The sequence below is a fragment of the Rubritalea tangerina genome (assembly GCF_042683245.1).
Classification (GTDB): domain Bacteria; phylum Verrucomicrobiota; class Verrucomicrobiia; order Verrucomicrobiales; family Akkermansiaceae; genus Rubritalea; species Rubritalea tangerina.
In genome coordinates this window covers 1-23975 of record NZ_JBHUJB010000009.1, presented here as the reverse complement: position 1 = coordinate 23975, position 23975 = coordinate 1, and the positions used below count along the sequence as shown (strand labels likewise).

Sequence of the window (23975 nt, the reverse complement as noted above, 5' to 3'; positions counted from 1 at the left end):
CATGTGCGGGCTCAGTGGTCGATTCTCAACAGTGGAAGTCTTTTTATTTTATTTTTTAATGTGGTCTAACTCGCTGATGGTGAGTTGTGTTGCAATGACTGAATTGTCACAAAATGGAAGAATGGTGGAGAAAAGTATTGCTATTGAGATTCAGTCTCGATAAACCTTCGCCAGCAACCGATCAGAGGTTTGAACATGTTGAACGTGTTTAAGGGTCTGGTATGGCAGAACACTGAATAAACTACAGGATATGACTAAGACATTTCTATCAACTGCGGCACTTGGTGCGGCGATGATGACAAGCTCCTTCGGTGGAGAGGTTGACGCGCTTGACGCCTCATTGATCAACGAGAAGAAGAGCTTTTGGGATCGTTTCACATTTGGTTCTTACGGTGAGATTCACGCTCGTTTCATTGAGAAGGGTGACTTCAACGGGACTGACATTGACCCGCACCGCATTGTTCTTTTTGCGGATTTCCAGATTACAGACAACTTGAAGCTTGTTACTGAGACTGAGCTTGAGCACGCGCTTCGTAAGAATGCGGGTAGTTCTTCTTTCACGAGCACAGGTGTTGAGTTGAAGCTTGAGCAAGCTTACCTCGAGTATGCAGCGAGTGAGACATTCACTGCTAAAGGTGGTCTTATTCTTACCCCTGTAGGTATCATCAACGAAGTGCACGAGCCGACAACATTCTACGGTGTTGAGCGTCCTAACGTTGAGAAGAACGTCATTCCAACAACATGGACTGTGCTTGGTCTTGGATTCACTAACAATGTTGGATCTGACTGGCAGTTTGACGCACTTTTCCACGGTGGTAACGACACTAAGGGTGGAACTATCCGTGGTGGTCGTTCCAGCTACGGTATTGATCTTTTCAAGGTGAATTCTGAAGGCAACCGTTTCAACCAGAACAACAGCAGCTTTGCTGTAACAGGTCGTGCGAAGTACTCAGGCATCAAGAATCTTAACCTTGGTGGTTCCCTTCAGTATCAATCAGACATGGACAGCACAACGACTGGTTCACAGGCTGGTACACTTGGTGAAGCGCACGCTATTTACACATGTGGTGGTTTCCAGTTCATCGCACTTGGTACAGCTTGGAACATCAGCGACGTGAGAAGCGAAGCGGATAGCCAGTGGGGTTACTACCTTGAGCCGTCATACGCATGGGATACACCGATTGGTAAAGTGGGTGTATTTGGTCGTTTCTCACAGCTTAAGTACGCGAAACTTTCTGGTAGCTCCAGTGCAACTGAGTCCACTGAGTACAACTTAGGTGGCAACTACTGGATCAATGAGAACTTGGTCGTTAAGGCTGATTATCTCAACGAAGATTTCAAAAATAAGGACACTCAGAAGTCACTTAACTTCGGATTCGGTTGGTACTACTAAGCCAATCGTATAGGAAGATAAACTAGCTGGTCGAGTAAGTGTCGGCCAGCGAACCATACAATATGGGGAAATTATCTAATTTGTTATTCATACACGCCGTTCGGTCAATTATTGGCCGAGCGGTCTTTGTGTTTTTGTTGGTGGTTTCATTGGGGGCGCCCTTGTCTGCGGCGACGAAGGTGTATGAGAAGCCATCGGTTTTCTTGAAGCGCACGTTGGGAGCTGTACCTAAGACCCAAGTGTTAGAGCTGAATCGAACTCAGCAGGCTCAGCTGAAGAGAATTTTTGGGCATTCCTACAAGGAGCAAAAGGTTCGTTATTGGAAGAGTGGTGGTAAGACAGCCTTTATTCTCAATGAGATTGGCAAGAGTAAGCCGATTACGACGGGTTTGATTGTGCAGGGTGGAAAGCTGGTAGAAGTTAAAGTCTTGGTGTATCGCGAAAGCCACGGCTGGGAGGTATCGAAGCCCTTCTTCACTCAGCAGTTTGTCGGCAGCAGTCTGAAGGGGCATAAGTTGGATAGGCGTATTGATGGCATTGTGGGAGCGACGCTTTCTGTCAATGCGATGAAAAAATTAGGAGCTGCAGCCTTGTATTTATCTCAGCAAACTGGGAAATAGCCTGCATGCCAGAAACTTCTCAGGACAGTCAGGTGCCATTCACCGCAGGTTGCTCACCCGTGTGTGATGTAGTGCGCCGTCCAAAGAGGAGGAAGAGGAGGTCGAGACCGTGGCACCGGATGCTGGGTTTGTTAGCGACTTTGCCCTTGGTTTGGGTGTTAGTGACTGGTTTTTTCTTAAATCATTCAGAGGATTTTGGTTTAGACCAAAAGCATACGACATCACCATGGTTGATGAAGGCGTATGGCATGATGCCTGAGGGGGAGCCCCGCAGCATCGCTTTGGATTCGCAGCAGCTCGTTGAGTGGGATGGTTTGGTGTTTCTTGACGGAGCGATTGTAGAGCAGGCTGGTCGTTTTGTGGGTGGGGCAAGTGGTAGGGAGGCTACGGTGGTAGTTTTCGAAGAGAGCGTGGTGTTGTTTGATCTCGATGGACGTGTGATAGAGACTTTGGATGAACTATCACTGCCAGGCTTACCACTGACAGGTGTCGGGCAGGTGGGTGAACAGGTGGTGGTCAGGAATGCTGATGGATGGCATTCTGCAGATGCTGATTGGATAGAGTGGACCTCGGTAGAGGGCGGTAGTGAAGTCAAGGAGAGGACGATGGGGTTATTAGACGATGCCGAGTCACGGCAAGACATGATAGGTCTGTGGAATGGTGGAGGAGTCTCTTATTATCGCTTAGTGTTAGATCTACATGCTGGAAACTTTTTAGGTGATTTTGCGAAATATTTTTATGACCTAGTGATTCTGTGCACGCTGTGGCTTATCGGCACTGGGTTGGTGCTGCAGTATCGAGCAAGTAAGCGAAGCAAAGTGAAGCCATGAACTTGCTAGGCATAGTGGGTAAGCTTGGCCTTGGTTGCTGTGTTTTTTTGTTATTGGCTTGTCAGGGTGAGAAGCCAGAGGTGGCACGAAGCAATGAGGAAGTAGTGATTTCTGATAGTGTGTGGTCGGGAATTGGCTTTGGTATTCCGATGAGCATGGAGCTCTATGGGGTGACGGAGGCGCAATACGATCATCTTAGTCGCTATGTGGAGAATGAGGTGCAAATCTTAGAGAGTGTTGCCTCCCTCTACTCGCACACTTCAGAGTTGAGTCGGCTGAATGATCAGCGCGAGTTGTTAGGACCCTCTAAAGAATTTTTGGAAGTTTTGATGGTGGCGAGGGAACTAGAGGGCCGCACTCAAGGGTATTTTCAGCCAGCCATTCATGCGGCATGGGTGGCGCTTGAGGAGGGGCGGCCTGAAGCGGATGTGAAGGCCTTGTTAGTAGGCGCAAGTATGGATGCATTGGAGGTTGGAGAGCAGCGAGTGTCTTTGAAGAAGCATAAGACATCACTTAGCTTCAACGCCTTCATCCAGGGCTATTTGACTGATAGAGTTGCTCAGGAGGCTAGAAAGCAAGGGGTGCAGTCAGCTTTACTGCACCTTGGAGAGACCTATGCCTTGGGAAAGCATCCCGAGGGGCGAGCTTGGACGCTGGCTATTATGGGGACGGTTATGGAGGGTGGCGAAACAGACCTCGTTGGAACAGTGGATATCGAAGACGCAGGTTTGGCGGTTTCTGCGCACGAAGCGAGTCGTAAGCTGCTAAGTCCCAAAGAAGGTGTTCTCCAGCAAGATTGTGTAGTGGCTGTGGTTAGTCGAGAAGGGGCAGCGACAGCGGATGCTTTTGCAACCGCTTTTGCGGTTGCTCCTGAGGAGCGATGGGCTGCTTTGTTTGAGAGCCTTGTGGAAGAGGCGGGGGGACAGGTAGTGATTTGGGTTGAAAACAAAGAGGTGTTTAGAGCATCGCGTTGAATGCAGCCTCGTCTAGGATGGTGACACCTAGCTTTTCGGCTTTCTCGGCTTTTGATCCGGCTTTTTCGCCTGCCAGCAAGTAGTTGGTATTTTTAGAAATCGAGCCGGAGACTTTCCCGCCGAGTGCTTCAATTTGTTTTTTGAAGGATGGACGTGGCTGGGAGAGCGTGCCTGTGATGACAAAGGTGAGGCCAACGAATGGGAGGTCGGAGGTGTCGCGCTCAGCAGGTTTAGGGGCGTAGTTTTCTGACTCTGGGTTAATGCCCAGTGAAGCTAATTTATCGATGACGTGGACGCCTGCTTCTGAAAGGAAAAAGGAACGGATGCTCGCGGCTGCAACGGGGCCGAGGTTGTCATCAATTTCGTATTCCTTGAGGAGTGGGTGGTTTTCCTTTTTTCGCTTTGAGACGCTGAGTTCAGAATAGTTAGGGAGCTCAGCTAGTGCTTCCATGATAGGGCTGTTAGGAATATCTGTGAGAAGCTTGTGTAATCTCGCAATTTCTTGAGCAGCGGACTCACCGATATTGCGAATCCCCATGGCATAGATCCAGAGGTGGAGGGGTTTAGTCTTGGCTTGGTTGAGTGATTCGATGAGTTTGGTGGCGCGTTTTTCACCGAAGAGGCGGGGTTCGAAGCGGGTGCCCAGGTTGAGTTCGCTGAGGGTGACGAGGTCGACATCGAAGAGGTCGAGTGGGGTTTTGACCAAGCCATCTCTGACAACGGCTTCGGCGACTGAGCTGCCGAGTCCGTCGATATCGAGTGCTTTGCGCGAGGCGAACTGGGTGATGCGGGTAATGGCTTGGGCGGGGCAGGTGAAGTTGGTGCATCGCCAAGCCACCATTCCTTCTTCACGGGAGATGGGGCTGGAGCAGGATGGGCATTTTCCGTGGACAGCATCGAAGAGGTTGTAGAGTTGGGAACCGGCAGGGCGATTTTCTTTGTGCAGGACTTTGACGACTGCGGGGATGATTTCGCCGGCTTTTTCGATCACCACGGTGTCGCCAATATGGATATCTTTGCGCTCGATTTCTTCCTGGTTGTGGAGAGTTGCGCGCGAGACGGTTGTACCTGAGACGAGGACAGGGGTGAGTTCAGCGACTGGTGTGAGGACACCAGTGCGACCGACTTGGATTGTCACTGCATTGAGGGTGGTTTCAGCTTGTTCGGGAAGGAATTTGTAGGCGGCGGCCCAGCGTGGGGCGCGGGAGGTAAAGCCGAGTTGTTCTCTATCAGCTCTGGCGATGACTTTAACCACGGCACCATCTGTGGCGTAGTCTAAGTCGTGACGGTCTTGGTCAAGTTGTTTGACGGCTGCGACGAGGGACTCGAGGTCAGCAGCCACTTGGATGGGGGTATTTCTGGGGATGCTGAGTTTATCTAGCAGCTTGTGGAAGTCGTGTTCACTTGGCAGCTCTGGTCCTTCGTAGGCTCCAAGGCCGTGGGCGAGGAAGTCGAGGGGACGTTTGGCGACTTCTCGTGAGTCGAGTTGTTTAAGGGTGCCTGCGGTGGCATTTCGTGGGTTAGCAAAGGTGGGGAGGCCAGCTTCATCGCGTTCCTCGTTCATCTTGGCGAACCCGCTGTTAGGCATGAAGATTTCGCCACGGATTTCGAGCAAGGTGGGGGCATCTTTGCTGAGTCTGAGGGGGACGGATTTGATTGTCCTCACATTTTCAGTGATGAGGTCACCGCGTTTGCCGTCGCCGCGGGTGGCGGCGTATTCGAGTTGTCCATTACGGTAGACGAGGCTGACGGCGACACCATCGAGTTTTGGTTCGATAGTCACTGGGACGGAGGTTTGGTTGAGGTTTTTCTGGAGTCGTCCGTAGAAGGTGATGAGTTCTTCCTCGCGTTTTGTTCCTGGATGCTTTTCCAGATAATCGTCTGAGAGTTCAAAGACATCATCGATGGAGAGCATGGGGACGAGATGCGCGACGTTTTCGAAGGCTTCAAGTGGGGCTCCGCCAACACGTTGGGTTGGGGAATTGGGGTCGGCAAATTCTGGGTGTGCCTTTTCTAGTTCCTCGAGTTCCCGGTAGAGCGCGTCGTATTCTGCGTCTGAGATAATAGGTTGAGCTTCCTGATAGTAATATGTGTTGTGCGCGTCTATTTGACGAACCAGCTGCCATATCCGGGCTTCAATGTTTTTTTTGTCATCTGGTTGTTGGTTGCTAGCAAAGTCAAACAGGTCATCCATGCCGCATTAGTGGCTGTTTTGGGGCTAAGATGCAATAGGGAAGCGCAGGAAAAGTGTGAGGGAATGGGGTGGCTTAAGCGGGAGTGGGGGGGAGTCCATGGAAGGAGCTAAGCATGGCACCACAGAGCACGAGAGAGTGTGACTCTCTCTCTGAGTGCAACAAGTGGTAAGCGATCGGAAAGCGAGGAGTAATGAGACAACACTGATTGAGGTGAACCAGTACCTTGTGATGGCTGTCTCGGAGATTGGCTAAAATGTGCATACTGGTCGAGTTTTTATGGGTGTGCAATTTCGTTCATTACCATCAGTAAGAAGCGAGTTTGATAGGGTGGGAATGGATGAGGGAGGGGCCTTGGGGGATCATTGGTGAAAATGATAGAAACTATCGTTTTATCGATTTCCAAGTGGTTAGGAATATGCGATAGCTTGCGCGGCGTCATGGAAGATCACCGCGAAAGAGAAGAACATCACAGGGCAAGTAAAGAGGATGAGCGTTCATTTTGGACGATGGTGGGATTGGCGGCGCAGAACGCATTCAACGACAAGGCCGCGCAATTTTTTTTAATTCCATTGGCGGCTTGGCTGGCGTTGCAGAGTGCAGATGGGGGCAATGGGGGAGACATGAAGTATATTTTAGGGGGGCTCATCGTAGCGCCCTTTATCTTTTTATCACCCATTGCGGGGTGGTTATCGGATCGGTTTAGTAAGACCTTGGTGATGCGAGCGGGGATGATGTTGCAGCTAGGGGTCTTGGTGATGATTTCTTTTTCGATCTACCTGAAGAGTTTGCCATTGGGGATTTTTGGTTTTTTCCTGTTAGCGGTTCAATCTACCTTGCTGAGTCCTGCTAAGAAGGGGCTAGTGAAGGAAATGGTGGGGAGTGAGCGTTTAGGCTTTGCCAGTGGTGTGTTAGAGATGGCTTCCGTGCTGGCTATTTGTGTGGGGCAGATTGTGAGTGGTTTTTGGTTTGATAGTCGCCTAGGCGAGACCCATGACGGCTGGACTGCGGCTTATTCTCCATTGGTGATACTGACTGTGTTTGCGGTGCCGGCGGTGCTATTGTCATGGACCTTAAAGTATTATCCATCGCCATCGCGGCGTCCATTTGAGACGAAGATTCTATGGGAGCACGTGGGACAACTCGGTGAGTTATTTGGGGAACGACGCCTGAAATGGTCGGGTATGGGAGTGGCGTTCTTTTGGTTTCTTGGGGGATTTATTAACTTAGCCGCAGTCCAGCTGGCTGAATTACTCACTGGGGGGGATGAAGGCTTTGGTTCAGAGATGGCGTGGTTTCTAGCAGCGGCGAGTGGTGGCATTGTTCTAGGTGGGTTGTTGGGCTCCTTGGCATGCCGACGCAATATTGAGTTAGGTTTGGTGCCGATTGGTAGTTTGGTGGCGGTTCTTGGCTGTGTGATGATGGCATTATCGCCACTCGATTCTATCTGGATGAAGGTTTGGTTGGTTGTCACTGGAGCAGGTGGGGCATTGTTCCTAGTGCCACTCAATGCTTATGTGCAGGATGTGTGTGACCCCTCGAAGCGCGGGCAGATTTTGGCTGGACTGAATCTGTTAGATTGTTTGGCGGGAGCAGGGGCGGTGGCTTTTCAGCTGTTTCTCAGCAAGGTGGGTGTGGGGATGAGCGGGCAGTTTTTGTGTATGGCAGCGTTGACTTTGGTAGTCACAGGTTTTTCAACGAAGCTGATGCCGCAGCACTTTGTTCGCTTCACTTTGTTGAGTGTGTTTCGGATATTTTATCGTCAGAAGGTTTTGCATGCGGAGCGGATGCCTGAGGAGGGGGGCGTTTTGATTGTGCCGAACCATGTGACTTACATCGACGCGTTTATTTTGACTGCGGCAAGTCCGAGACCGATTCGTTTTTTGATGCACGATAGTTATTTTGAGAAAGATGGTATCTTGCGTCATTTTGTGAAGTTGTTTGATACGGTTCCGATTTCGGCGACGAAGGCGAAGGAAGCGATTCAGACTGCGGCGGATGCTGTGGCTGAGGGTGCGGTAGTGTGTATTTTTCCTGAGGGACAACTAACGCGCAGTGGAGCGATGAATGAGCTCAAGCGTGGCTTTGAAATGATTGCGAGGAAGGCTAAATGTCCGGTGATGCCTGTCTATATGGATGGGCTCTGGGGCTCGATCTTTTCATTCGAACGTGGGGTGCTCTTCAAGAAGGTACCTTATCGGATTCCCTACGGCGTGACTGTGGCATGGGGGAAGCCGATTCCTTGCCGGATGTCGAGCTCGATTTCAGTGCGCAAGTCACTGCACGCAATGTCATCTGAGGCATTGGAGATGCGTGAAATTTTGGCGCATCCTGGGAAGTTGCTCGACCGGAAGATCGACTTGTTAGATGGTGATCGTGCAATCTTTGAGAAGATGCTCGATGAGGTGCGTGGTTTACCTGAAGAGGAACAACGGGCATTGATAGCGAATGCTCTGCAAGTGGCGGAGAGCCCGGCGTTTAGTAAAAAGGGGGTGATTGTAGTAGATAGCAGCTCGGCTGCGGCAGCTGTATTTGCTATTGGTTTGCCAATTGTACATCAAGTGCGCGTCTTGTTAGCGGACGAGTACACAGCGGTGAGTCACATTGAAGAATGGAATTTAAGTTTCTCTGTAGAGGCATTTGTGGGTGGGGAGAGTTTGCGTCATAAGGTGACTCAAGCCCATCCTCCACGTGCGGTGTTTTACCACACTGGTGGCGAATTAGACCACGAAGCTCAAGTTCCGTGTTACCCAGTTGGGGTGGTGGAAGGAAAGGTGTTATCGATGTCTACTGAGCACCCGAATGCGGTGACGACGACCAACCAATTTCAAGCGGGTTGGAAGGATGGGAGTGTCGGCAGGCTGTTGCCGGGCTTTGCGTATCAGGATGGTGACTACGAGCACCTGATCATCTCAGGCGTAGCCTATGGTGTGGATGTTAAGCACGCGCTAAAAGCGACGATGGATGTGGAAGGCTTCCTATTCCTCGTCTGATGTTAGTGAGCGGTCAGATTGGCGCCGTATGCGTCGGCGTCTCCACCAGAAGGTGAGTCCGATGAGGGCGAGGCAGAAGCCAGTCAGGAGTGTCCACAGGAGGGTGAAGAGATGGCGGGCGTGTTGGGTTTTTAGCTGAAAAGGTTTGTTGTAGTATTCACGCAGAGGGATGCGCCAGGTCAGAGTTTTGCCCTGATTGGTGACAGCGCTAGCATTATGGCTGTCAGCAGCAAGGGGGGTGGTAAGAATGTAGCGAAACTCTGCATTGCCAAGGACTTTGCCATTGGTGATTTTCCCTTTGAAGAGTGGGCTGAGGTTGACGGTTCGGTCGTAGCGGATGGCGTCGGCATGGACACCGGCCTCGATGTTGCCTAACAATGCTTCTACCATGGTGATACTTTTGTTCTCGTCACCGCTTTGGGAGGCCAGTGATTGGAAGTGGGCATGTTCTTCGAGTATGATTCTTTCGATTTCAAGAACTGAGGAAAATGCGATATTGAGTTTAAGTTCTTGGCAATACTTTCCGTGAGGCAACGAGGTATTCTCGGTGAGGCTGAGTTCAGGATGGCGGTTGGCGATCTCGGTTAGGAGCGAGTGAACTTGTTGGGCGTCATTTTTGGAGAATGCTTTGTAGGGGAGGATATAGTGGACACGCACTTGAGCAGAGCCATCGTCGCGGATGGTAATTTCTTCTTCACCATCAATCTTGCAGGCGGTGAGGGCGCAGAGGCAGATGATGGAGAGTAAGCTATGGAGCCAGAGTTTCATGTGGTGCAAGGCAAGCTGCTTCACATTTGGATGGAATGCAAGGGGATCTGGGTGACATTCGACCTTGCACATCTAGCAGCTCATGGCTAATGGATTTGCATGACTCCTCACGATTGGCATCACCGCATTTTCAATTTTATTTATTCGGAAGCCACGATCCCTGGTTTGAAAGAGCAACTGGTTGTGAACTTGATCCTCTTTTCGATGGTCCTAGTGGTTGCGGCAGTGGCGTATTTTGTCACGCGCAAGATTATCTACAGGATCGTTGAGAAGATTGTCAAAGCGACGCCGAACGATTGGGATGACGAGCTGCTCAATAGCCGGTTATTCACGTGGATCTCACTTTTGGTTCCTGTGGCGATTGTGTGGAAGACGGCGCTTGAGGTATTTGATCCAGACGCTTTTGGCGCGGACAAGGTTGACTCGATTGTCGTAGGCAGCGGTCAGATCCTGTTAGTGGTTTCACAAGTTACCGCGATCATTCTTATTTTGTTCTCGCTGATGTCGATGCTCAACATTGTGGAGAGGATCTACAACCGTTATGATGTTTCTAAGAAATTACCGCTCAAGAGCTTCATTCAGGTGATCAAGGTGGTGCTCTTCATTGTGGGATTAATCTTTGTGATTTCGAGTGTGATGGGTAAGTCGCCGATCTTGATTTTCTCAGGTTTGGGTGCAGCGACAGCGATCTTGATGTTGATTTTCAAGGATGCGATTTTGGGGCTAGTCGCGGGTGTGCAATTATCAGCCAACCAGATGGTGTCGGTTGGGGATTGGATTGAGATGCCGAAGTTTGGAGCGGACGGTGAGGTCGCTGAAGTGGCGCTCACTACTGTGAAGGTCATCAACTGGGACAAGACCATAACAACGGTCCCGACCTATGCTTTGATTTCTGACAGCTTCAAGAACTGGCGTGGGATGAGTGAGAGTGGCGTACGCCGCATCAAGCGTGCGATGCATTTTGATATGCAATCGGTGCGTCCGCTGACATCTACTGAGATCGAGCGTTGTCGGAAGATTCGTTTGCTCAAGGACTATGTGGCGGCGAAGGAAGAGGAGATTTCGCAATGGAACTCTGAGAAGGGCGTGAGCACGGAAGATTTGGTCAACGCGCGTGTGATGACAAATGTGGGAACCTACCGGGCATACATTGTGCAATACCTTAAGCATCATCCCAAGATTGCCCAGGATCAAACGATTTTGGTGCGCCACTTATCCCCGGGGGATAATGGGCTTCCAATTGAGGTGTATTGTTTCTCCACGGACAATGCTTGGGTCAACTTTGAGGGGATTCAGAGTGATATTTTTGACCATTTGATGGCGATCACTCCTGAGTTTGGATTGCGTTTATTCCAGCGCCCAAGCGGCATGGATTTGAGTGCAAATCGCTACGCTGAGTAGGGGGTGAGCGCGCTATTTGGATCGGACTAGCTAGGCAATGGGCTAGCCCGACCCATGTTCCCGAATGAGACCCCAAATTCCCCCGTGCATGGAGTCCCAATCGAGGTGGGAAGGTAGCCCAAGTTTGGTAGATCGCTGTGCAGCTATTGCCAGATCGATGACAAAATATGCGGGATGCTGCAGCGCAATCTGCGTGAGTTAGGTTTGACAGCATGGGCGCGATCACTAGGGTCATTGCCATGCAAAAATTCCTTAAGCTGAGCGTGGCTGCGTTAATTCTCTCAATGCTTAATTCCTGTAATGCTCCCTTGGTAAAGAACACCTTGTCTTTACCTGGGCGGACAGTGCGTGGTGCTGCACATGCTGTGGGCATGGGTGGTGTGGCTGGAATGTAAGAAAGCTTCGGTGATGGCTCAGCTAGAAGGTAAGACGGTTGTTATTACGGGGGCGTCTTCAGGGATTGGTGCGGCAATTTCAGCGCAATGTTTGGATGCTGGGGCTCAGGTGATTGGCCTCTGTCGACGCAGTGACACACTCGACTCTCGGGTGAGGGGGATTAGCTGTGATCTGAGAGATCAAGCCTCCATCGATGACGCTATGGCGCAGATTGAGAGTGCGTCTGCGAGAGTGGATGTGTGGGTCAACAATGCAGGAGTCGCGAAGCTTTCAAAAATCACGGATGGCGCACTCGAGGATTGGGATACGATGTGGTCGGTCAATGTCCGAGCTCTGGCCTATTGCAGTCAGGCTGCTTTGAAATTTCTCAGCCCAGAATCTGGGCAGATCATTAATGTGTCGAGCATGAGTGGGCACCGAGTACCGCCGACCGGTGGGTTTTATGCGCCCACGAAATTTGCGGTGCGTGGCATCACCGACGCGCTGAGGTCGGAACTTCGCGCTGCGGGGAGTCGCATCCGCGTTGCTTCGGTCTCGCCAGGCTTTGTTGATACACCATTGTTAGATGAATATTTTCAAGGCCGCGAAGAGCAACTTGCCGAGGCAAAAGCGTCGATGCAGATGCTGGGCGCAGAGGATGTCGCCAATTGTGTATTGCACATTATAAATTCACCGATGCATGTGGACATTGGGGATATTCAGTTACGTTCAAGCGACCAGAAGGCTTAGCTGATAGAGAACGGGAATTGTTGGCACTGGCTGTTCTCATCTACCTGATAGATGATATGTTGTTGGGTATCGAATGCGGTGAGGTAGCCGCCACCGAAGACATTGGTATCGATGCAGAGGGTATTACGGCGGAGTTTAGGTTTGCCATCGATTTGGCGGGTGTGTCCGCAGATAATGGTTTTACCTGAGCAATGTTTTTTAGCGTGTTGGAAGCGGAGGTTGAGGAGAACTTCTGGGGATTGTTGGGCGAGTGGGACTTTGGGATCGAGTCCACCGTGGACGCAGATGAAATCGTCGAGTTCGTGATAGAGTTTGGCGGAGGCGAGGAATTGCCAATGGGCGTCTGGGACATTGTCGAGGTGGCCGCCGTAGGCATCGAGGGTTTCCTGTCCGCCGACCATGGGTTGGAGCCAGAAGTCGTACATTGCGCTGTCGGTGCGCGCTTGTTCCATGAAGACATCGTGGTTGCCTTTGAGATGGATGAGCTGAGGGCCGAGGGCGATGAGGGTATCGATGACGCCTTTGGTGTCGGGGCCTCGGTCGATGTAATCTCCGAGGGTGATGATGGGGGTATTGGAACTGGGCGAGAGCAGGGCGAGAAGGTCGTTGAGCTGTCGATGGCAGCCGTGGATATCTCCGATAACAAGAGGCATGAGGAAATGAGAGAGGTTATCCTTTAAGAATGTTTTTGAGGCGGTCGGCGACAAGTGTGTCTTGCCAGTCGAATAGGGTGCGCAGGTCGATCAGGAGGTGTTTTTCCTGAGTGTAGCCGACGATGGCGGGGGTGCCGACACGCAGGAGCTTGGACAATTTATTGAGGCTGATGCCAGTGGGGGTGATTTGGAGTCCAATTGAGGGGATTTGCGATTTTGGCATGGTGCCGCCACCGGTGGTAGCCATGGTATCGACGATTGAGATCTCAGCTTTATCGACGGGGCCAATGGCGTCGAGCATGGACTGGGCGCGGCTTTTGAGGGCTTCTGGAGGCAAGGCGAGGGCTTTGAGGTTTGGGACATCGGTCTCGCTTGGCTTGGCCTGGGTGCGGAGGTATTCATCGATGCTTTCCTGCAGGACAGTGAGGATGAGTTTGTCGCAGCGGACGGCGCGGAAGAAGGGTTCCTTTTTAATGCCGGCTATGAGATCCGAACGTCCAGCGATGATACCGGATTGGGGGCCGCCGAGTAATTTGTCGCCGGAGAAGCAGATGAGGTCTACTCCCTTGGTGAGGGCTTCTTGTGGAGTTGGCTCGTGGTCAATGGGGGCGAGCTCATCGGTATTCATCATGGCGCCGGAGCCAATGTCTTCGACCAAGGGGAAGCTGTGAGCGCGGCTGAGCTCCGAGAGTTCTGTGATGTCAGGTTCTGCGGTGAAGCCTTCGATGTAAAAATTCGAGCGATGAACCTTGAGTATCAGAGCGGTATTGGGGGTGATGGCTTTGGCGTAATCGTCGATGTGGGTTTTGTTCGTAGCGCCGACTTCGACGAGTTTGGCACCCGAGGTCTCGAGGATTTCAGGGACGCGAAACCCGCCGCCAATCTCTACTAACTCGGAGCGCGAGACGATGACTTCATTTTTCTCGCCATCGCAGAGGTGGCGCAAAATGAGGACGAGTGCAGCAGCGCAGTTGTTGACTGCAGTTGCTGCCTCAGCATTAACGAGGCAGGCAAGGGCGGTTTCTAGGTAGCCGGCTCGCTTGCCGCGGGTGCCTTCGGGGAGGTTGAATTCTAAATTGGAGTAGCCGGTGGCGATTTTTTCGAGGGCGGCGGCGGCCGTTTTGCCAAGTGGCGAGCGGCCGAGGTTGGTGTGGATGAGCACGCCAGTGCCATTGATGACGGGTTGCAAGCGAGAGCTCGCAAAGGCTTCTAGGTTTTCGGTGATGGCAGCCTCGATGGTATCTCGGTCGCTGGTGGTGCCTGCGAGCAATTGCTTGCGCCAGCTGGCGACTTCTTTGCGGACGAAGGAGACAACGAGGGGTTTTGGGAGGGAGACTGAATTGGCGAGCGCATTGGCTAATGGCTCGACTGGAGGTAGGATTTTGAGAGCGGAAGACATGGGATCAGGAATGGGTGTTATTCGGGAAGGTGGTCGGAGCAGTAGTCGTGGCCATCTTTCCCAACGCGGAATTCTTTGTCTGGGTGGGTGATGTCATTGGCACCACAGGCGTGGCAGGTATGAAAGGCTTCTTGTTTGTTGCTGAACTGTCGGGTGAAGCGCTTGCGACGTTGGTGGTTACCGGTTTTGCGCACCGAGGAAGTGAGCAACATGGGGATGGCGATGATGAGGTAGTTAGAAATGCAGAGCGCTACGAACATGCCGTGGAAGGGATACATGATGGCGTTGTAGAGCATTGGGAGCGCCGCGAGTGCTGCGATGACCCAGATCGGGCAGGGGATGACGAGCATCAACATCAAGGGGAATCGCGGATTGTAGGTGGCGAAGGCAAAGAGGATGGACACCCCGAGATAGATGCCACTCATCGGGAAGTGGGTCTCAAAGGCGATGGCGTAGATGAGATTGGCGGCGAGGGTGCTGGCGATGCCCCAATAGACAAAGAGGTTAGTTCTAAATACCCCCCATTGTTGTTCTAGGCCGTCACTGAAAGCAAACATCAGCATGGTGCCAAAAATTAAGAAGATTACAGCGAAAGCCGTCGAGAAGCTGCCGATCTGCGGTGCAAAAATAAAGGTGAGTAATCTCCAGTACTCGCCGTCTTGGATTTTGGCGTAGTTGAAGTCAAGAGTCGCCGCAAATTCTGGTTTTACAGCGGTGAGTAAAAACACACCGACAAAAAGAATGGCCAAGTAGCGAATCAATCCTGGGATTGTCCATTGAATGAATTGTCTCTCTAATTTATCTAACAACGATGCCATAGCCACGATCTAATTGCTTGATACGTTGAGCGAGGATTGTGTGGGTGCAAGCTAGAAATCTGAGAAAATGTGGGTGCTTGGCGAGCGGATTTGTGCAAATTGCCCATTGAAATTGAGCGGAAATGTAGAAAGTAAAAAAAAGCCATAGGATAGGTGCTGACTAGGGTTGACAGAGTATGACACACTTTGCATCTTGCGCCCGATGAGTGAAACGACAATTCAGCAGACACCCTTGGCGGATCTCCATGTGGAGTTAGGCGCTAAAATGATTCCCTTTGCTGGCTGGAATATGCCTGTCCAGTACACCAGCATTATGGACGAGCATACAGCGGTTCGTGAGGCTGTTGGTATTTTTGATATCTCGCACATGGGGCAATTTTTCCTCAGTGGGGCTGGAGCCGAAGAATGGCTCAATGGCATGTTAGCCAATGATGTGAAGAAGCTCAGCATTGGTGAGGCTCAGTACACATTCATGCTCAACGAAGAAGGTGGTGTCATTGACGACCTCATCATTTACCGTTTCGGCGACGACCAGATTTTCCTCGTCGTCAATGCGTCTATGATCGACGAAGATTATGCGTGGCTCAGCAAGCATTTGGCTGAGGGGCTTACGCTGACCAACGAGTCAGATGCATGGGCGGGTATGGCAGTGCAGGGGCCAGAGGCGGCTGCAAGCTACAGCAAATTATTCCCGGGTCGCGAGTTGCCTAAGCGCAATGGTATAGACACGTGGGAAGAGGATGGCGAGAAGTGCATTGTTTGTCGCACTGGATACACAGGTGAGGATGGGTTTGAATTTTTCAGTTCAGCTGACACTGGGGCTGCTTGGTTCCAGAAGTTTGTCGATGCAGGTGCCAAGCCATGTGGTTTGGGGGCACGTGACACGCTGCGATTGGAAGTGTGTTACCCACTGAATGGCTCTGACCTCTCACCAGCGCGCACACCATTGCAGGCTGGTCTTGGTTTCTTCTGCGCACTCGATACTGACTTTGTCGGTGTGGATGTCTTGCGTAAGCAAAAAGAAGAAGGGCTGGGTGAGCGTCTCGTGGCAATTAAGTACACAGGCAAGGGGGCTCCTCCGCGTGCACATTACGGCGTCTATTCTAAAGATGGTGAGCAGCTCGGTGAACTCAGCAGCGGTGCCATGTCACCAAGTTTGAAAGAAGGTATCGCTATGGCGTATCTCCCAGTTGATTTTGCCAAGATTGGCACCATAATTGACATCGACGTTCGTGGTCGCCGCTACGAAGCCAAGGTGGTGAAAAAACCTTTTTACAAAAAAGACTAAATCCTGTCCTATCTAACCATAACTAATCAACACAACTAATATTATGAGCGTTCCAGAAAATTTCCGTTACACAAACGACCACGAATGGGTCCTTCTCGAAGGAGATGTTGCCACTGTAGGCATCACTGACCACGCGCAGGAAGAACTCACAGACATCGTTTTTGTAGAGCTTCCAGAAGTAGGTCGCGAATGTGACGCTGAAGAAGCAATCGCTGTGGTTGAGTCTGTGAAGGCGGCTTCTGACATCTACTCACCGGTTGCTGGTGAAGTAGTAGAGGCGAACGAAGCTCTCGAAGCTGAGCCAGCACTCGTCAACACCAACCCACACGACAATGGTTGGATTTTCAAAATCAAAGTGAGCGACGTCTCCGCAGTCGAAGAGCTCATGGACGCAGCTGCATATGCTGAGTTCATCGGTGCTTAAGCAAGAGAGCTACTTTTTTACAATATATACTCAAGGGCGTGCTGGTTATTCGGTACGCCCTTCGTTTCTTCCCAACAATCTAACAACACCAATTACTTATGTCAGTTTACGCCGACTTTTGTAGCCGTCACGTAGGGGTGCACGGTGAGACCCGCCAAGAGATGATTGAGTCTCTTGGGTACGAGCGCATTGTCGATTTGATCGCCGATGCGGTTCCTGCGGAGATCCGCGAGGAAAAGGAAATGAATTTACCAGCACCACTCAGCGAGACGGACGCACTTGACTTGCTCAAGATGATCATGTCTCAGAACGAGGTAGCGAAGTCTTTCATTGGTCAGGGATACTATGGCACGAAGGTGCCGGCAGTGATTCAGCGCAATGTGCTTGAGAATCCGGGTTGGTATACGGCCTACACACCTTACCAGGCAGAGATCGCCCAAGGGCGTCTCGAGGCATTATTGAATTTCCAGACCTTGATCACTGATCTCACTGGTCTTGATGTGGCAAATTCCTCATTGCTTGATGAAGCGACAGCTGCAGCGGAAGCCGTGGCGCTTGCGCGTTCTACAAAGCCAAAGGGGACTAAGGTCTTTATTTCTGATAAGGTCTTCCCACAAACAATCGATGTGGTGAAGAACCGCTGTGAACCACTTGAGCTCGAAGTGATTGTTGGCGATTGGAAGAGTTTTGATCCAGCAAGTTGTGAGGGTCTTTTCGCGACTATCGTTCAGTACCCTGATGCAGATGGTTCTATCGAAGATTACACAGCATTCCACGAGAGTGTGCATGCGGCAAAAGCCACTACTATTGTTGCAGCAGACATTCTTTCTCTGACAGTGCTTACGCCTCCAGGTGAATTTGGTACAGATATCGCGGTTGGCAGCAGCCAGCGATTCGGTGTGCCTCTCGGCTTTGGTGGTCCACACGCGGGTTATATTGCCTGTGTTGATAAGCTCAAGCGCAAGCTTCCAGGCCGAATCATCGGTGTTTCTATCGACCCACAGGGCAACAAAGGATACCGTCTCGCACTTCAGACACGTGAGCAGCACATTCGCCGCGACAAGGCCACCTCTAACATCTGTACTGCACAGGTGCTCTTGGCGGTGATGGCGTCGATGTATGCGGTCTACCACGGTCCTGATGGGTTGCGCAATATTGCCTACAACGTGCACTACATGGCACAGGCATTTGCAACTTCTATCAGCACGAAGGGCTATGAATTGGTAAACGAGTCATTCTTTGACACTCTGACCATCAAAACACCTGGGCAAGCAAGCGACATCCACGAGCAAGCACTCGCAGCTGGTTTCAACTTGCGTCACATTGACAACGACCACGTAGGGATTTCATTCGATGAGGCAAGCACTACAGATGATGTGGTGACATTGCTTGGTATCTTCGGTGTCGATGAGCCGGTACTTCCTGAAGAAGACGAAGTGGCTTGGGATGAAGTGAACGAGCGTACTTCCGACTTCTGTACTGCGAAAGTATTCCACAGCTACCGTTCTGAAACGGAAATGCTGCGTTACTTGGCGCGCCTTGAGAAGCGTGACCTTGCATTGAATGAATCCATGATTGCTCTTGGATCCTGCACTATGAAGCTCAATGCGACTTCTGAGATGATTCCATTGAGCTGGCCAGAGGTGGGGAACATGCACCCATTTGCACCTGAGGACCAGACCCACGGGTACCTCGACATGCTCGATAGCCTTTCTGAGTGGCTTGCAGAGATCACTGGATTTGCAGCAGTATCGCTTCAGCCGAATGCGGGCTCTCAGGGTGAGTATGCAGGGCTTCTTGCTATCCGCCGCTATCACTTAGCCAATGGTGACAAGCAACGTGTTAACTGTCTCATTCCGACATCCGCACACGGTACCAACCCAGCATCTGCTGTGATGGCTGGATTCAAGGTGGTTCCTGTGAAGTGTGACGACGAGGGCAACATTGATGTGGCTGACCTCAAGGCCAAGGCTGAGAAGTCAGGTGAAAACCTTGGTTGTTTGATGGTGACTTATCCATCAACCCACGGGGTGTACGAATCCACCATTAAAGAAATCTGTGAGACGATCCACGCGAACGGTGGCCAGGTCTACATGGATGGCGCGAACATGAATGCGCAGGTCGGTCTCACCAGCCCGGGAGCAATCGGTGCTGACGTTTGCCACCTCAACCTTCACAAGACATTCTGTATCCCACACGGTGGGGGGGGGCCTGGTGTTGGTCCAATCGGGGTTGCGAAGCAATTGGTGCCTTACCTTCCTGGTCACATCAATGAAGAGAACCAAGAGGGGGCCGTTTGTGCGGCACCTTACGGTTCGGCATCGATCAATGTGATTTCTTGGATGTACATCGCGATGATGGGCTCTGAGGGACTCACAGAAGCAACCAAGATTGCGATCCTCAATGCGAACTATGTGGCTTCCCGTCTCAAGGATTACTACCCAGTGCTCTACACAGGGAACAAGGGGCTGGTTGCACACGAATGCATCATCGACTTGCGCCAACTCTCTGCTGAGTCTGGTGTCACTGTGGAAGACGTGGCCAAGCGCCTCATGGACTACGGATACCACTCACCGACCATGTCTTGGCCTGTGACAGGTACGCTCATGATCGAGCCTACTGAGTCCGAGTCCAAGCCTGAGCTCGACCGCTTCTGTGACGCACTTATCAGTATCCACGGTGAAATCCAGGAGATCATCGATGGGAAAGCTGATAAGGAAAATAACGTCCTGAAGCACGCTCCGCACACCGCACAAGTGGTGATCAGCGACAGCTGGGATCGTCCATACACGCGTGAAAAGGCCGCATACCCGATGGCAGTGCTGCGCGAGCACAAGTTCTGGCCATACGTGGGACGTATCGACAACGTCCACGGCGACCGCAACCTCGTATGTTCTTGCGCAGGCATGGAAGAATACGGCGACGCCTAAGCGCCTCTCATTTTCAGCCCGCACAGGCTTCGGCTTGTGCGGGCTTTTTTTTTGCAGAACCTGCGTGCAGGTAGAGTCATGGTTGGCTACCGAGCGTGTTCAGTGGTTGCGCGTGATGACGTGAGTCTCGATACTGATACCATCTCTCGACTCGGAATAGACGAATGGAGTGTGGTTGAGTCTTGTGAAGTTTGCGCTTCGCGATTTTAGAGTAAATCGGATTATCATGCAGAATGTCATCGTTGTCATCCAGTTGTGATGGTGGTAGCTGTTTATCAAAGAGTTAAGGTGTTTCTGGTGAGTGATTTTGATTCGGTCTCATTGCTAGCTAGTGTGTTGTCATAGGAGACCTGAACATCCTTGTTTGATATGAGATTGAGGAAATGGCTCCTGCTAGTCGCTTCTTTCATGAGGCTCGGGTTGTTTTCTGATCCGCTTTCTTCATCGGCAGTTCGGGATGTCTCTTCAGAACTCCCTCTAGCCTTATTGATCAGGCAAATTACTTCCCGCAATGAGGTCCATTACTTCTCTGACACCCCACTAGTCAATTCGATGGAGTCTGTGTGTGCTCACGTCTCTAGCCGCGAAGGATGGTGAGGGGAATGATGGGACGTGCGGGTGCGATGGGATGGCTGGAGCAGAGAGGGGGGAGTGTTTGAAATGAGCGTGATTCATGCTTGCTTGTTGGCCTCAAATCCAGCTTGACGCCTTGGTTTTCTGGCCGATGATGCGCCCATGCCAGAGACTCTTACCATTCCTAGAAGCAGCAAAGATGAAATCGACGGCTTGCCGTATTTTCTTCGTATGTGTCACAAGGTGCGGCTCCATGCTGCTGGGGAACTGCACGAAGATTATCACAGTAACCTCGGCCGTGGACTCGACCTCTGGACGTGCCAGTTGTTGCAAGTTGCCTATGAGGACCTTGCGGCGTACCTTGTGGAATCAGGTGCGGATGATCGTGCTGCCCTCGATTGGTGCTATGAAAATGGGACGAAACCTGAATCACCTGTTAAAGATTGGTGGTGCAGCTATGTGCGCAATCGTGGTTTCAAAGACGACCTCTCAGAGAAGCTCGAAATGCGTAAACAAGAGGCGGGCCTCGCACACCGCGACGACATTGTTTCCTTCCTCGATTTTATGGATGCCGAAGAAGGTTGGTAATCACAGACACGGAACACATATTTTTGAATATTCTTGCTCTTTTGGCGTGACAGCCTGAGAGCCACTTGTAGAACATCTACTTAGATTTTTTTATGGCGAAACAACTCACACTCCAGTCACCACTCGACATGCACTTGCATCTTCGCGATGGGGACATGCTCAAACTCGTGACCCCACTGACCGCAGAAGGATTTGCTGGTGCAGTGATCATGCCAAACCTGGTCCCGCCAGTGGACAACCTGGACAAGCTTCTTGAATATAAAGAGCGTATCTTGGGAGCCTGTGAAGGGCACAAGTTTGACCCATTCATGACGCTCTTCTTCCGCCAATACACCGAGCAAGAGCTGGCTAATGCCAAGGACCACATGATCGGGATCAAGCTTTACCCAGCAGGGGCGACCACGAATAGTGAGGCAGGTGTCAAAGCGATTGATGCCGTGGAGCCAGTCTTCAAGATGATGGAAGAGATGGAAATTCCACTTCTGGTACACGGCGAGACGCATGGTTTCGTGATGGACCGCGAAAAGGAATTCCTCGCCAGCTACGATTATTTGGCAAGTAAATTTCCGAAGCTCAAGATCACCATGGAGCATATCACGACAGCTGATGCCGTGGCCATGCTCGACCGTCACGAAAACCTTCGTGCTACCGTGACACTGCAGCACTTGATCATCACACTCGATGACGTGGCAGGTGGCTTGCTTAACCCACACCTTTTCTGCAAGCCCATTGCCAAGCGACCTGAAGATCGTGAGGCCTTGCTTCAGGCGGCACTTGAGGCTCATCCCAAACTCATGTTCGGCAGCGATTCCGCCCCGCACCCACTCGAAAAGAAAGAAAGCTGCGGCTGTGCTGCAGGGGTCTTTACGGCTCCATTGGCAATCGCTCGTTTAGCGCAACTTTTTGACAAGCATGAGAAGTTAGATAATTTGCAAGCGTTCCTGAGTGGCAATGCCCAGACTCAATACGGGGTCACACCCCCGAAGAAGCTGGTCACGGTGACCAAGGAACCTTTCACAGTGCCAGAGGCCTACACTGGTTTCCAGCAACATGTAGTGCCCATGCATGCCGGCGAGGAATTAGAGTGGAGAATCAGCCAGATTGACTGATCTCGATTCTGACTATCAAGCATACAGATGCAGTGAATAAACTTGTTTATTCCTGCTAGATAACCCAGAATAAAGATTCCCCCCAACATGTTAGTTTACAATGAGCGACGACGTTCTAAGAAATAAAGTACAAGACCTCCTCGAGAAGATGGAGCGCGTCTTCCACACGGAATGGCGTAAGACGAAGCTGAACCTCGACCACGAGATGATCGAGCACTTCATTGACCCAAAGGGCACATTTTTCGAGCCAGATGGCCCCAACACCATCATTCCTTGGACTAGCCGAGACGAGCTTCTTATCAGCTACAAGAGTCTGCTAGAGGAATTTGGTGGAACGGTCGAAGGGGCGGGTATTGTTTCTGAGGAAGTTGCCGACAAAAATTACGCAGATGTCATTAGTGCTGCCGACCACGAGGCGGAAGAGGAAGACGAAAAAGAGCAACAAACGCATGCTCCGAGTCGTGACACACAGTCTGTTCCCAAGCCCGTGAAGGAAGACATTCCAGCTCCGATCACCAGCTCACACGCCATTCCGAAACCGCAGACTGGCACTCAGGCAATTCCTGGTCCAGGCAATGTCCAATGGCCGGGGCCCATGACTGCACCTGTTTCTATTGGTCCAGCCGCTGGCGGACCTGGCTTCCCGAATCCATTTGCCGCAGCCGTCAATAAGAAGGAACCCAAGCCGCCTGCAGCCATGCAAGGCCCTGAGACTGGCAAACCGAAGGTTAAGCAAGACCCGTCGGCTATCCGTGCCATCGCAGCGCAAAAGAAATTCGCTCATCTGCTCAAAGATGTGAAACAAGAAGTCATCCGTGACTTCATTCTCGCCGAGGGAACCAACTCTGGAACTGGCAAACCAACCGTCATTATCTACACACTTGAAAATATTTGGCTCGAGTTTGCCTTCCCATTTGAAGAAGGGCAGCGGATTCTCAACAAATATCCACAGCGTGACCCAGAACTCATCGAATTCATGAAGTCCGCTGGGCACAACGAGTAATGAAGATTGGCAATTCTGTTTCCTAAAAAAGTTTATCTTTAGATGCAGAAAATGCTTGCGGGAAACCTGTAATCGTACTAGCTTGCGCCCGCACCCGAAAGGGATTCGCCACACGAGTTAACCACTCAGGCGACTGGCAAAGTTTTCAATCGCGGGATGGAGCAGCCAGGTAGCTCGTCAGGCTCATAACCTGAAGGTCGCAGGTTCAAATCCTGCTCCCGTAACCAATCTAAAAAGCCGTTCTCAACTGAGAGCGGCTTTTTTGTGTCTTAGCGGGGAGGTGTGATAAATGGCCACAACAGGTCTATTTGGGCCCTAAATGGTGCATTTATTGCAGGACTGATGCTGGAAACATTTTTGTGCTACTAAAGACCTTGTTTTGTTCAGCAATTACTCATCAGTATGTGTGATCTTTTGAATATGCTATGAGCATACAGCTAGAAATCATCGATAATGAGCCACACTTTCAAATACATGCATCCTTAGATGGGATTTATGCAGGCTATGCTTATTTTGAATTAAAGGGTGCAGACATGTTTCTATCTGACATCTGTGTTAGAGAGCATGAAGTAGTGCCTTCTCGTAAATGGTGGCAGCTTCCTAAGCTCAGTCAGCCCCGTAAATTGCGTGAACAGGGAATAGGGACTGCTATGATAAGCAAAGTCATTGAAGAAGCTCAAATACGGCAATGTGAGAGGATTTATGGGTATATCACTATTGATTCTATTCGCGACAACCCACATCTAGATCGATGGTACGAGAAGAGGGGATTCCTAGTACAGCCTTCGGATGGGAATACTTGGCTTAATACCGAAATAATGGTGGAATACCCATGCGCGTTCACTTAAGCATAACTGATTGAAAATAAGTAAATAAAAAGCTTGCAAAGGTGAG

General features: G+C 51.0%; 20 protein-coding genes and 1 tRNA gene. 16 read left to right on the top strand and 5 right to left on the bottom strand.

Going from position 1 to position 23975, the window contains the following annotated elements; translation table 11 throughout:
* The first annotated feature begins 250 nt into the window (after positions 1-250).
* The 4 genes from ACFSW8_RS01435 (at position 251) to ACFSW8_RS01420 (ending at position 3817) form a co-directional block, all read left to right on the top strand.
* Positions 251-1393 (top strand): hypothetical protein, encoded by a 1143-nt coding sequence (locus ACFSW8_RS01435; RefSeq protein WP_377090024.1) that lies wholly within the window; start codon positions 251-253, stop codon positions 1391-1393.
* Positions 1394-1455: 62 nt separating this feature from the next.
* Positions 1456-2013, top strand: a complete 558-nt coding sequence (locus tag ACFSW8_RS01430; RefSeq protein WP_377090025.1) for an FMN-binding protein — start codon at positions 1456-1458, stop codon at positions 2011-2013.
* Positions 2014-2018: 5 nt separating this feature from the next.
* Positions 2019-2843, top strand: a complete 825-nt coding sequence (locus tag ACFSW8_RS01425) for a PepSY domain-containing protein (RefSeq protein WP_377090027.1) — start codon at positions 2019-2021, stop codon at positions 2841-2843.
* Positions 2840-3817, top strand: a complete 978-nt coding sequence (locus ACFSW8_RS01420; protein ID WP_377090029.1) for an FAD:protein FMN transferase — start codon at positions 2840-2842, stop codon at positions 3815-3817. Before ACFSW8_RS01425 ends, ACFSW8_RS01420 begins: the two co-directional genes overlap by 4 nt.
* Here the strand turns inward: ACFSW8_RS01420 and ligA are convergent.
* Positions 3801-6011, bottom strand: coding sequence for an NAD-dependent DNA ligase LigA (gene ligA, locus ACFSW8_RS01415; protein WP_377090031.1), 2211 nt, complete (start codon positions 6009-6011; stop codon positions 3801-3803). The genes ACFSW8_RS01420 and ligA overlap by 17 nt on opposite strands.
* 372 nt (positions 6012-6383) lie before the next feature.
* Here ligA and ACFSW8_RS01410 point away from each other — a divergent pair, with 372 nt between their 5' ends.
* Positions 6384-9002: an MFS transporter gene (locus ACFSW8_RS01410; protein ID WP_377177264.1), complete on the top strand. Its 2619-nt coding sequence runs from the start codon at positions 6384-6386 to the stop codon at positions 9000-9002.
* On the opposite strand, the gene ACFSW8_RS01405 is transcribed toward ACFSW8_RS01410, so the two are convergent.
* Positions 8988-9770, bottom strand: a complete 783-nt coding sequence (locus ACFSW8_RS01405) for a hypothetical protein (RefSeq protein ID WP_377177262.1) — start codon at positions 9768-9770, stop codon at positions 8988-8990. The genes ACFSW8_RS01410 and ACFSW8_RS01405 overlap by 15 nt on opposite strands.
* A 183-nt stretch (positions 9771-9953) precedes the next feature.
* Between ACFSW8_RS01405 and ACFSW8_RS01400 the strand changes: the two genes are divergently transcribed.
* The 3 genes from ACFSW8_RS01400 to ACFSW8_RS01390 all read left to right on the top strand — a co-directional run bounded on the left by ACFSW8_RS01400 (position 9954) and on the right by ACFSW8_RS01390 (position 12296).
* The gene (locus ACFSW8_RS01400; RefSeq protein WP_377177260.1) at positions 9954-11171 is read left to right on the top strand and encodes a mechanosensitive ion channel family protein; all 1218 of its coding nucleotides are present in this window, start codon (positions 9954-9956) and stop codon (positions 11169-11171) included.
* 239 nt (positions 11172-11410) lie between these two features.
* Positions 11411-11566 carry a hypothetical protein gene (locus ACFSW8_RS01395; protein ID WP_377177258.1) on the top strand — a complete coding sequence of 52 codons (156 nt, stop codon included), beginning with the start codon at positions 11411-11413 and terminating at the stop codon, positions 11564-11566.
* Positions 11567-11579: 13 nt separating this feature from the next.
* Positions 11580-12296: an SDR family oxidoreductase gene (locus ACFSW8_RS01390; protein WP_377177256.1), complete on the top strand. Its 717-nt coding sequence runs from the start codon at positions 11580-11582 to the stop codon at positions 12294-12296.
* Here ACFSW8_RS01390 and ACFSW8_RS01385 read toward each other — a convergent pair.
* Genes ACFSW8_RS01385 through ACFSW8_RS01375 form a run of 3 tightly spaced genes read right to left on the bottom strand, consistent with a single transcriptional unit; the run spans position 12293 to position 15166 of the window.
* The gene (locus ACFSW8_RS01385) at positions 12293-12949 is read right to left on the bottom strand and encodes a metallophosphoesterase family protein (protein WP_377177254.1); all 657 of its coding nucleotides are present in this window, start codon (positions 12947-12949) and stop codon (positions 12293-12295) included. The genes ACFSW8_RS01390 and ACFSW8_RS01385 overlap by 4 nt on opposite strands.
* A 16-nt stretch (positions 12950-12965) precedes the next feature.
* On the bottom strand, positions 12966-14348 hold the full coding sequence (gene selA / locus ACFSW8_RS01380) for an L-seryl-tRNA(Sec) selenium transferase (protein ID WP_377090040.1): 1383 nt from the start codon (positions 14346-14348) through the stop codon (positions 12966-12968).
* 17 nt (positions 14349-14365) lie between these two features.
* Positions 14366-15166 (bottom strand): hypothetical protein, encoded by an 801-nt coding sequence (locus ACFSW8_RS01375; protein ID WP_377090041.1) that lies wholly within the window; start codon positions 15164-15166, stop codon positions 14366-14368.
* Between the two features lie 202 nt (positions 15167-15368).
* Between ACFSW8_RS01375 and gcvT the strand changes: the two genes are divergently transcribed.
* From gcvT to ACFSW8_RS01335, 8 genes are all read left to right on the top strand, one after another.
* Positions 15369-16454, top strand: coding sequence for a glycine cleavage system aminomethyltransferase GcvT (gene gcvT, locus ACFSW8_RS01370; RefSeq protein WP_377090043.1), 1086 nt, complete (start codon positions 15369-15371; stop codon positions 16452-16454).
* 43 nt (positions 16455-16497) lie between these two features.
* Positions 16498-16878 (top strand): glycine cleavage system protein GcvH, encoded by a 381-nt coding sequence (gene gcvH / locus ACFSW8_RS01365; RefSeq protein ID WP_377090044.1) that lies wholly within the window; start codon positions 16498-16500, stop codon positions 16876-16878.
* 98 nt (positions 16879-16976) lie between these two features.
* Positions 16977-19808 carry an aminomethyl-transferring glycine dehydrogenase gene (gene gcvP / locus ACFSW8_RS01360; protein WP_377090046.1) on the top strand — a complete coding sequence of 944 codons (2832 nt, stop codon included), beginning with the start codon at positions 16977-16979 and terminating at the stop codon, positions 19806-19808.
* 735 nt (positions 19809-20543) lie between these two features.
* Positions 20544-20969: a DUF5069 domain-containing protein gene (locus ACFSW8_RS01355; RefSeq protein ID WP_377177252.1), complete on the top strand. Its 426-nt coding sequence runs from the start codon at positions 20544-20546 to the stop codon at positions 20967-20969.
* A 92-nt stretch (positions 20970-21061) separates the two neighbouring features.
* Entirely contained in the window at positions 21062-22078 is a 1017-nt protein-coding gene (pyrC, locus tag ACFSW8_RS01350) for a dihydroorotase (RefSeq protein ID WP_377090053.1), read from the top strand.
* A gap of 100 nt (positions 22079-22178) precedes the next feature.
* On the top strand, positions 22179-23081 hold the full coding sequence (locus tag ACFSW8_RS01345) for a hypothetical protein (protein ID WP_377090054.1): 903 nt from the start codon (positions 22179-22181) through the stop codon (positions 23079-23081).
* A 150-nt stretch (positions 23082-23231) separates the two neighbouring features.
* A tRNA-Met gene (locus ACFSW8_RS01340) sits at positions 23232-23308 on the top strand.
* Between the two features lie 198 nt (positions 23309-23506).
* The gene (locus tag ACFSW8_RS01335; RefSeq protein ID WP_377090055.1) at positions 23507-23929 is read left to right on the top strand and encodes a GNAT family N-acetyltransferase; all 423 of its coding nucleotides are present in this window, start codon (positions 23507-23509) and stop codon (positions 23927-23929) included.
* Positions 23930-23975 lie beyond the last annotated feature (46 nt).

What these genes read in the sequence shown, in the direction of transcription:
- ACFSW8_RS01435 (WP_377090024.1), top strand. Translation starts at nt 251, where the DNA reads ATGACTAAGACATTTCTATCAACTGCGGCACTTGGTGCGGCGATGATG.
- ACFSW8_RS01430 (WP_377090025.1), top strand. Translation starts at nt 1,456, where the DNA reads ATGGGGAAATTATCTAATTTGTTATTCATACACGCCGTTCGGTCAATT.
- ACFSW8_RS01425 (WP_377090027.1), top strand. Translation starts at nt 2,019, where the DNA reads ATGCCAGAAACTTCTCAGGACAGTCAGGTGCCATTCACCGCAGGTTGC.
- ACFSW8_RS01420 (WP_377090029.1), top strand. Translation starts at nt 2,840, where the DNA reads ATGAACTTGCTAGGCATAGTGGGTAAGCTTGGCCTTGGTTGCTGTGTT.
- ligA (WP_377090031.1), bottom strand. Translation starts at nt 6,011, where the DNA reads ATGGATGACCTGTTTGACTTTGCTAGCAACCAACAACCAGATGACAAA.
- ACFSW8_RS01410 (WP_377177264.1), top strand. Translation starts at nt 6,384, where the DNA reads ATGATAGAAACTATCGTTTTATCGATTTCCAAGTGGTTAGGAATATGC.
- ACFSW8_RS01405 (WP_377177262.1), bottom strand. Translation starts at nt 9,770, where the DNA reads ATGAAACTCTGGCTCCATAGCTTACTCTCCATCATCTGCCTCTGCGCC.
- ACFSW8_RS01395 (WP_377177258.1), top strand. Translation starts at nt 11,411, where the DNA reads ATGCAAAAATTCCTTAAGCTGAGCGTGGCTGCGTTAATTCTCTCAATG.
- ACFSW8_RS01390 (WP_377177256.1), top strand. Translation starts at nt 11,580, where the DNA reads ATGGCTCAGCTAGAAGGTAAGACGGTTGTTATTACGGGGGCGTCTTCA.
- ACFSW8_RS01385 (WP_377177254.1), bottom strand. Translation starts at nt 12,949, where the DNA reads ATGCCTCTTGTTATCGGAGATATCCACGGCTGCCATCGACAGCTCAAC.
- selA (WP_377090040.1), bottom strand. Translation starts at nt 14,348, where the DNA reads ATGTCTTCCGCTCTCAAAATCCTACCTCCAGTCGAGCCATTAGCCAAT.
- ACFSW8_RS01375 (WP_377090041.1), bottom strand. Translation starts at nt 15,166, where the DNA reads ATGGCATCGTTGTTAGATAAATTAGAGAGACAATTCATTCAATGGACA.
- gcvT (WP_377090043.1), top strand. Translation starts at nt 15,369, where the DNA reads ATGAGTGAAACGACAATTCAGCAGACACCCTTGGCGGATCTCCATGTG.
- gcvH (WP_377090044.1), top strand. Translation starts at nt 16,498, where the DNA reads ATGAGCGTTCCAGAAAATTTCCGTTACACAAACGACCACGAATGGGTC.
- gcvP (WP_377090046.1), top strand. Translation starts at nt 16,977, where the DNA reads ATGTCAGTTTACGCCGACTTTTGTAGCCGTCACGTAGGGGTGCACGGT.
- ACFSW8_RS01355 (WP_377177252.1), top strand. Translation starts at nt 20,544, where the DNA reads ATGCCAGAGACTCTTACCATTCCTAGAAGCAGCAAAGATGAAATCGAC.
- pyrC (WP_377090053.1), top strand. Translation starts at nt 21,062, where the DNA reads ATGGCGAAACAACTCACACTCCAGTCACCACTCGACATGCACTTGCAT.
- ACFSW8_RS01345 (WP_377090054.1), top strand. Translation starts at nt 22,179, where the DNA reads ATGAGCGACGACGTTCTAAGAAATAAAGTACAAGACCTCCTCGAGAAG.
- ACFSW8_RS01335 (WP_377090055.1), top strand. Translation starts at nt 23,507, where the DNA reads ATGAGCATACAGCTAGAAATCATCGATAATGAGCCACACTTTCAAATA.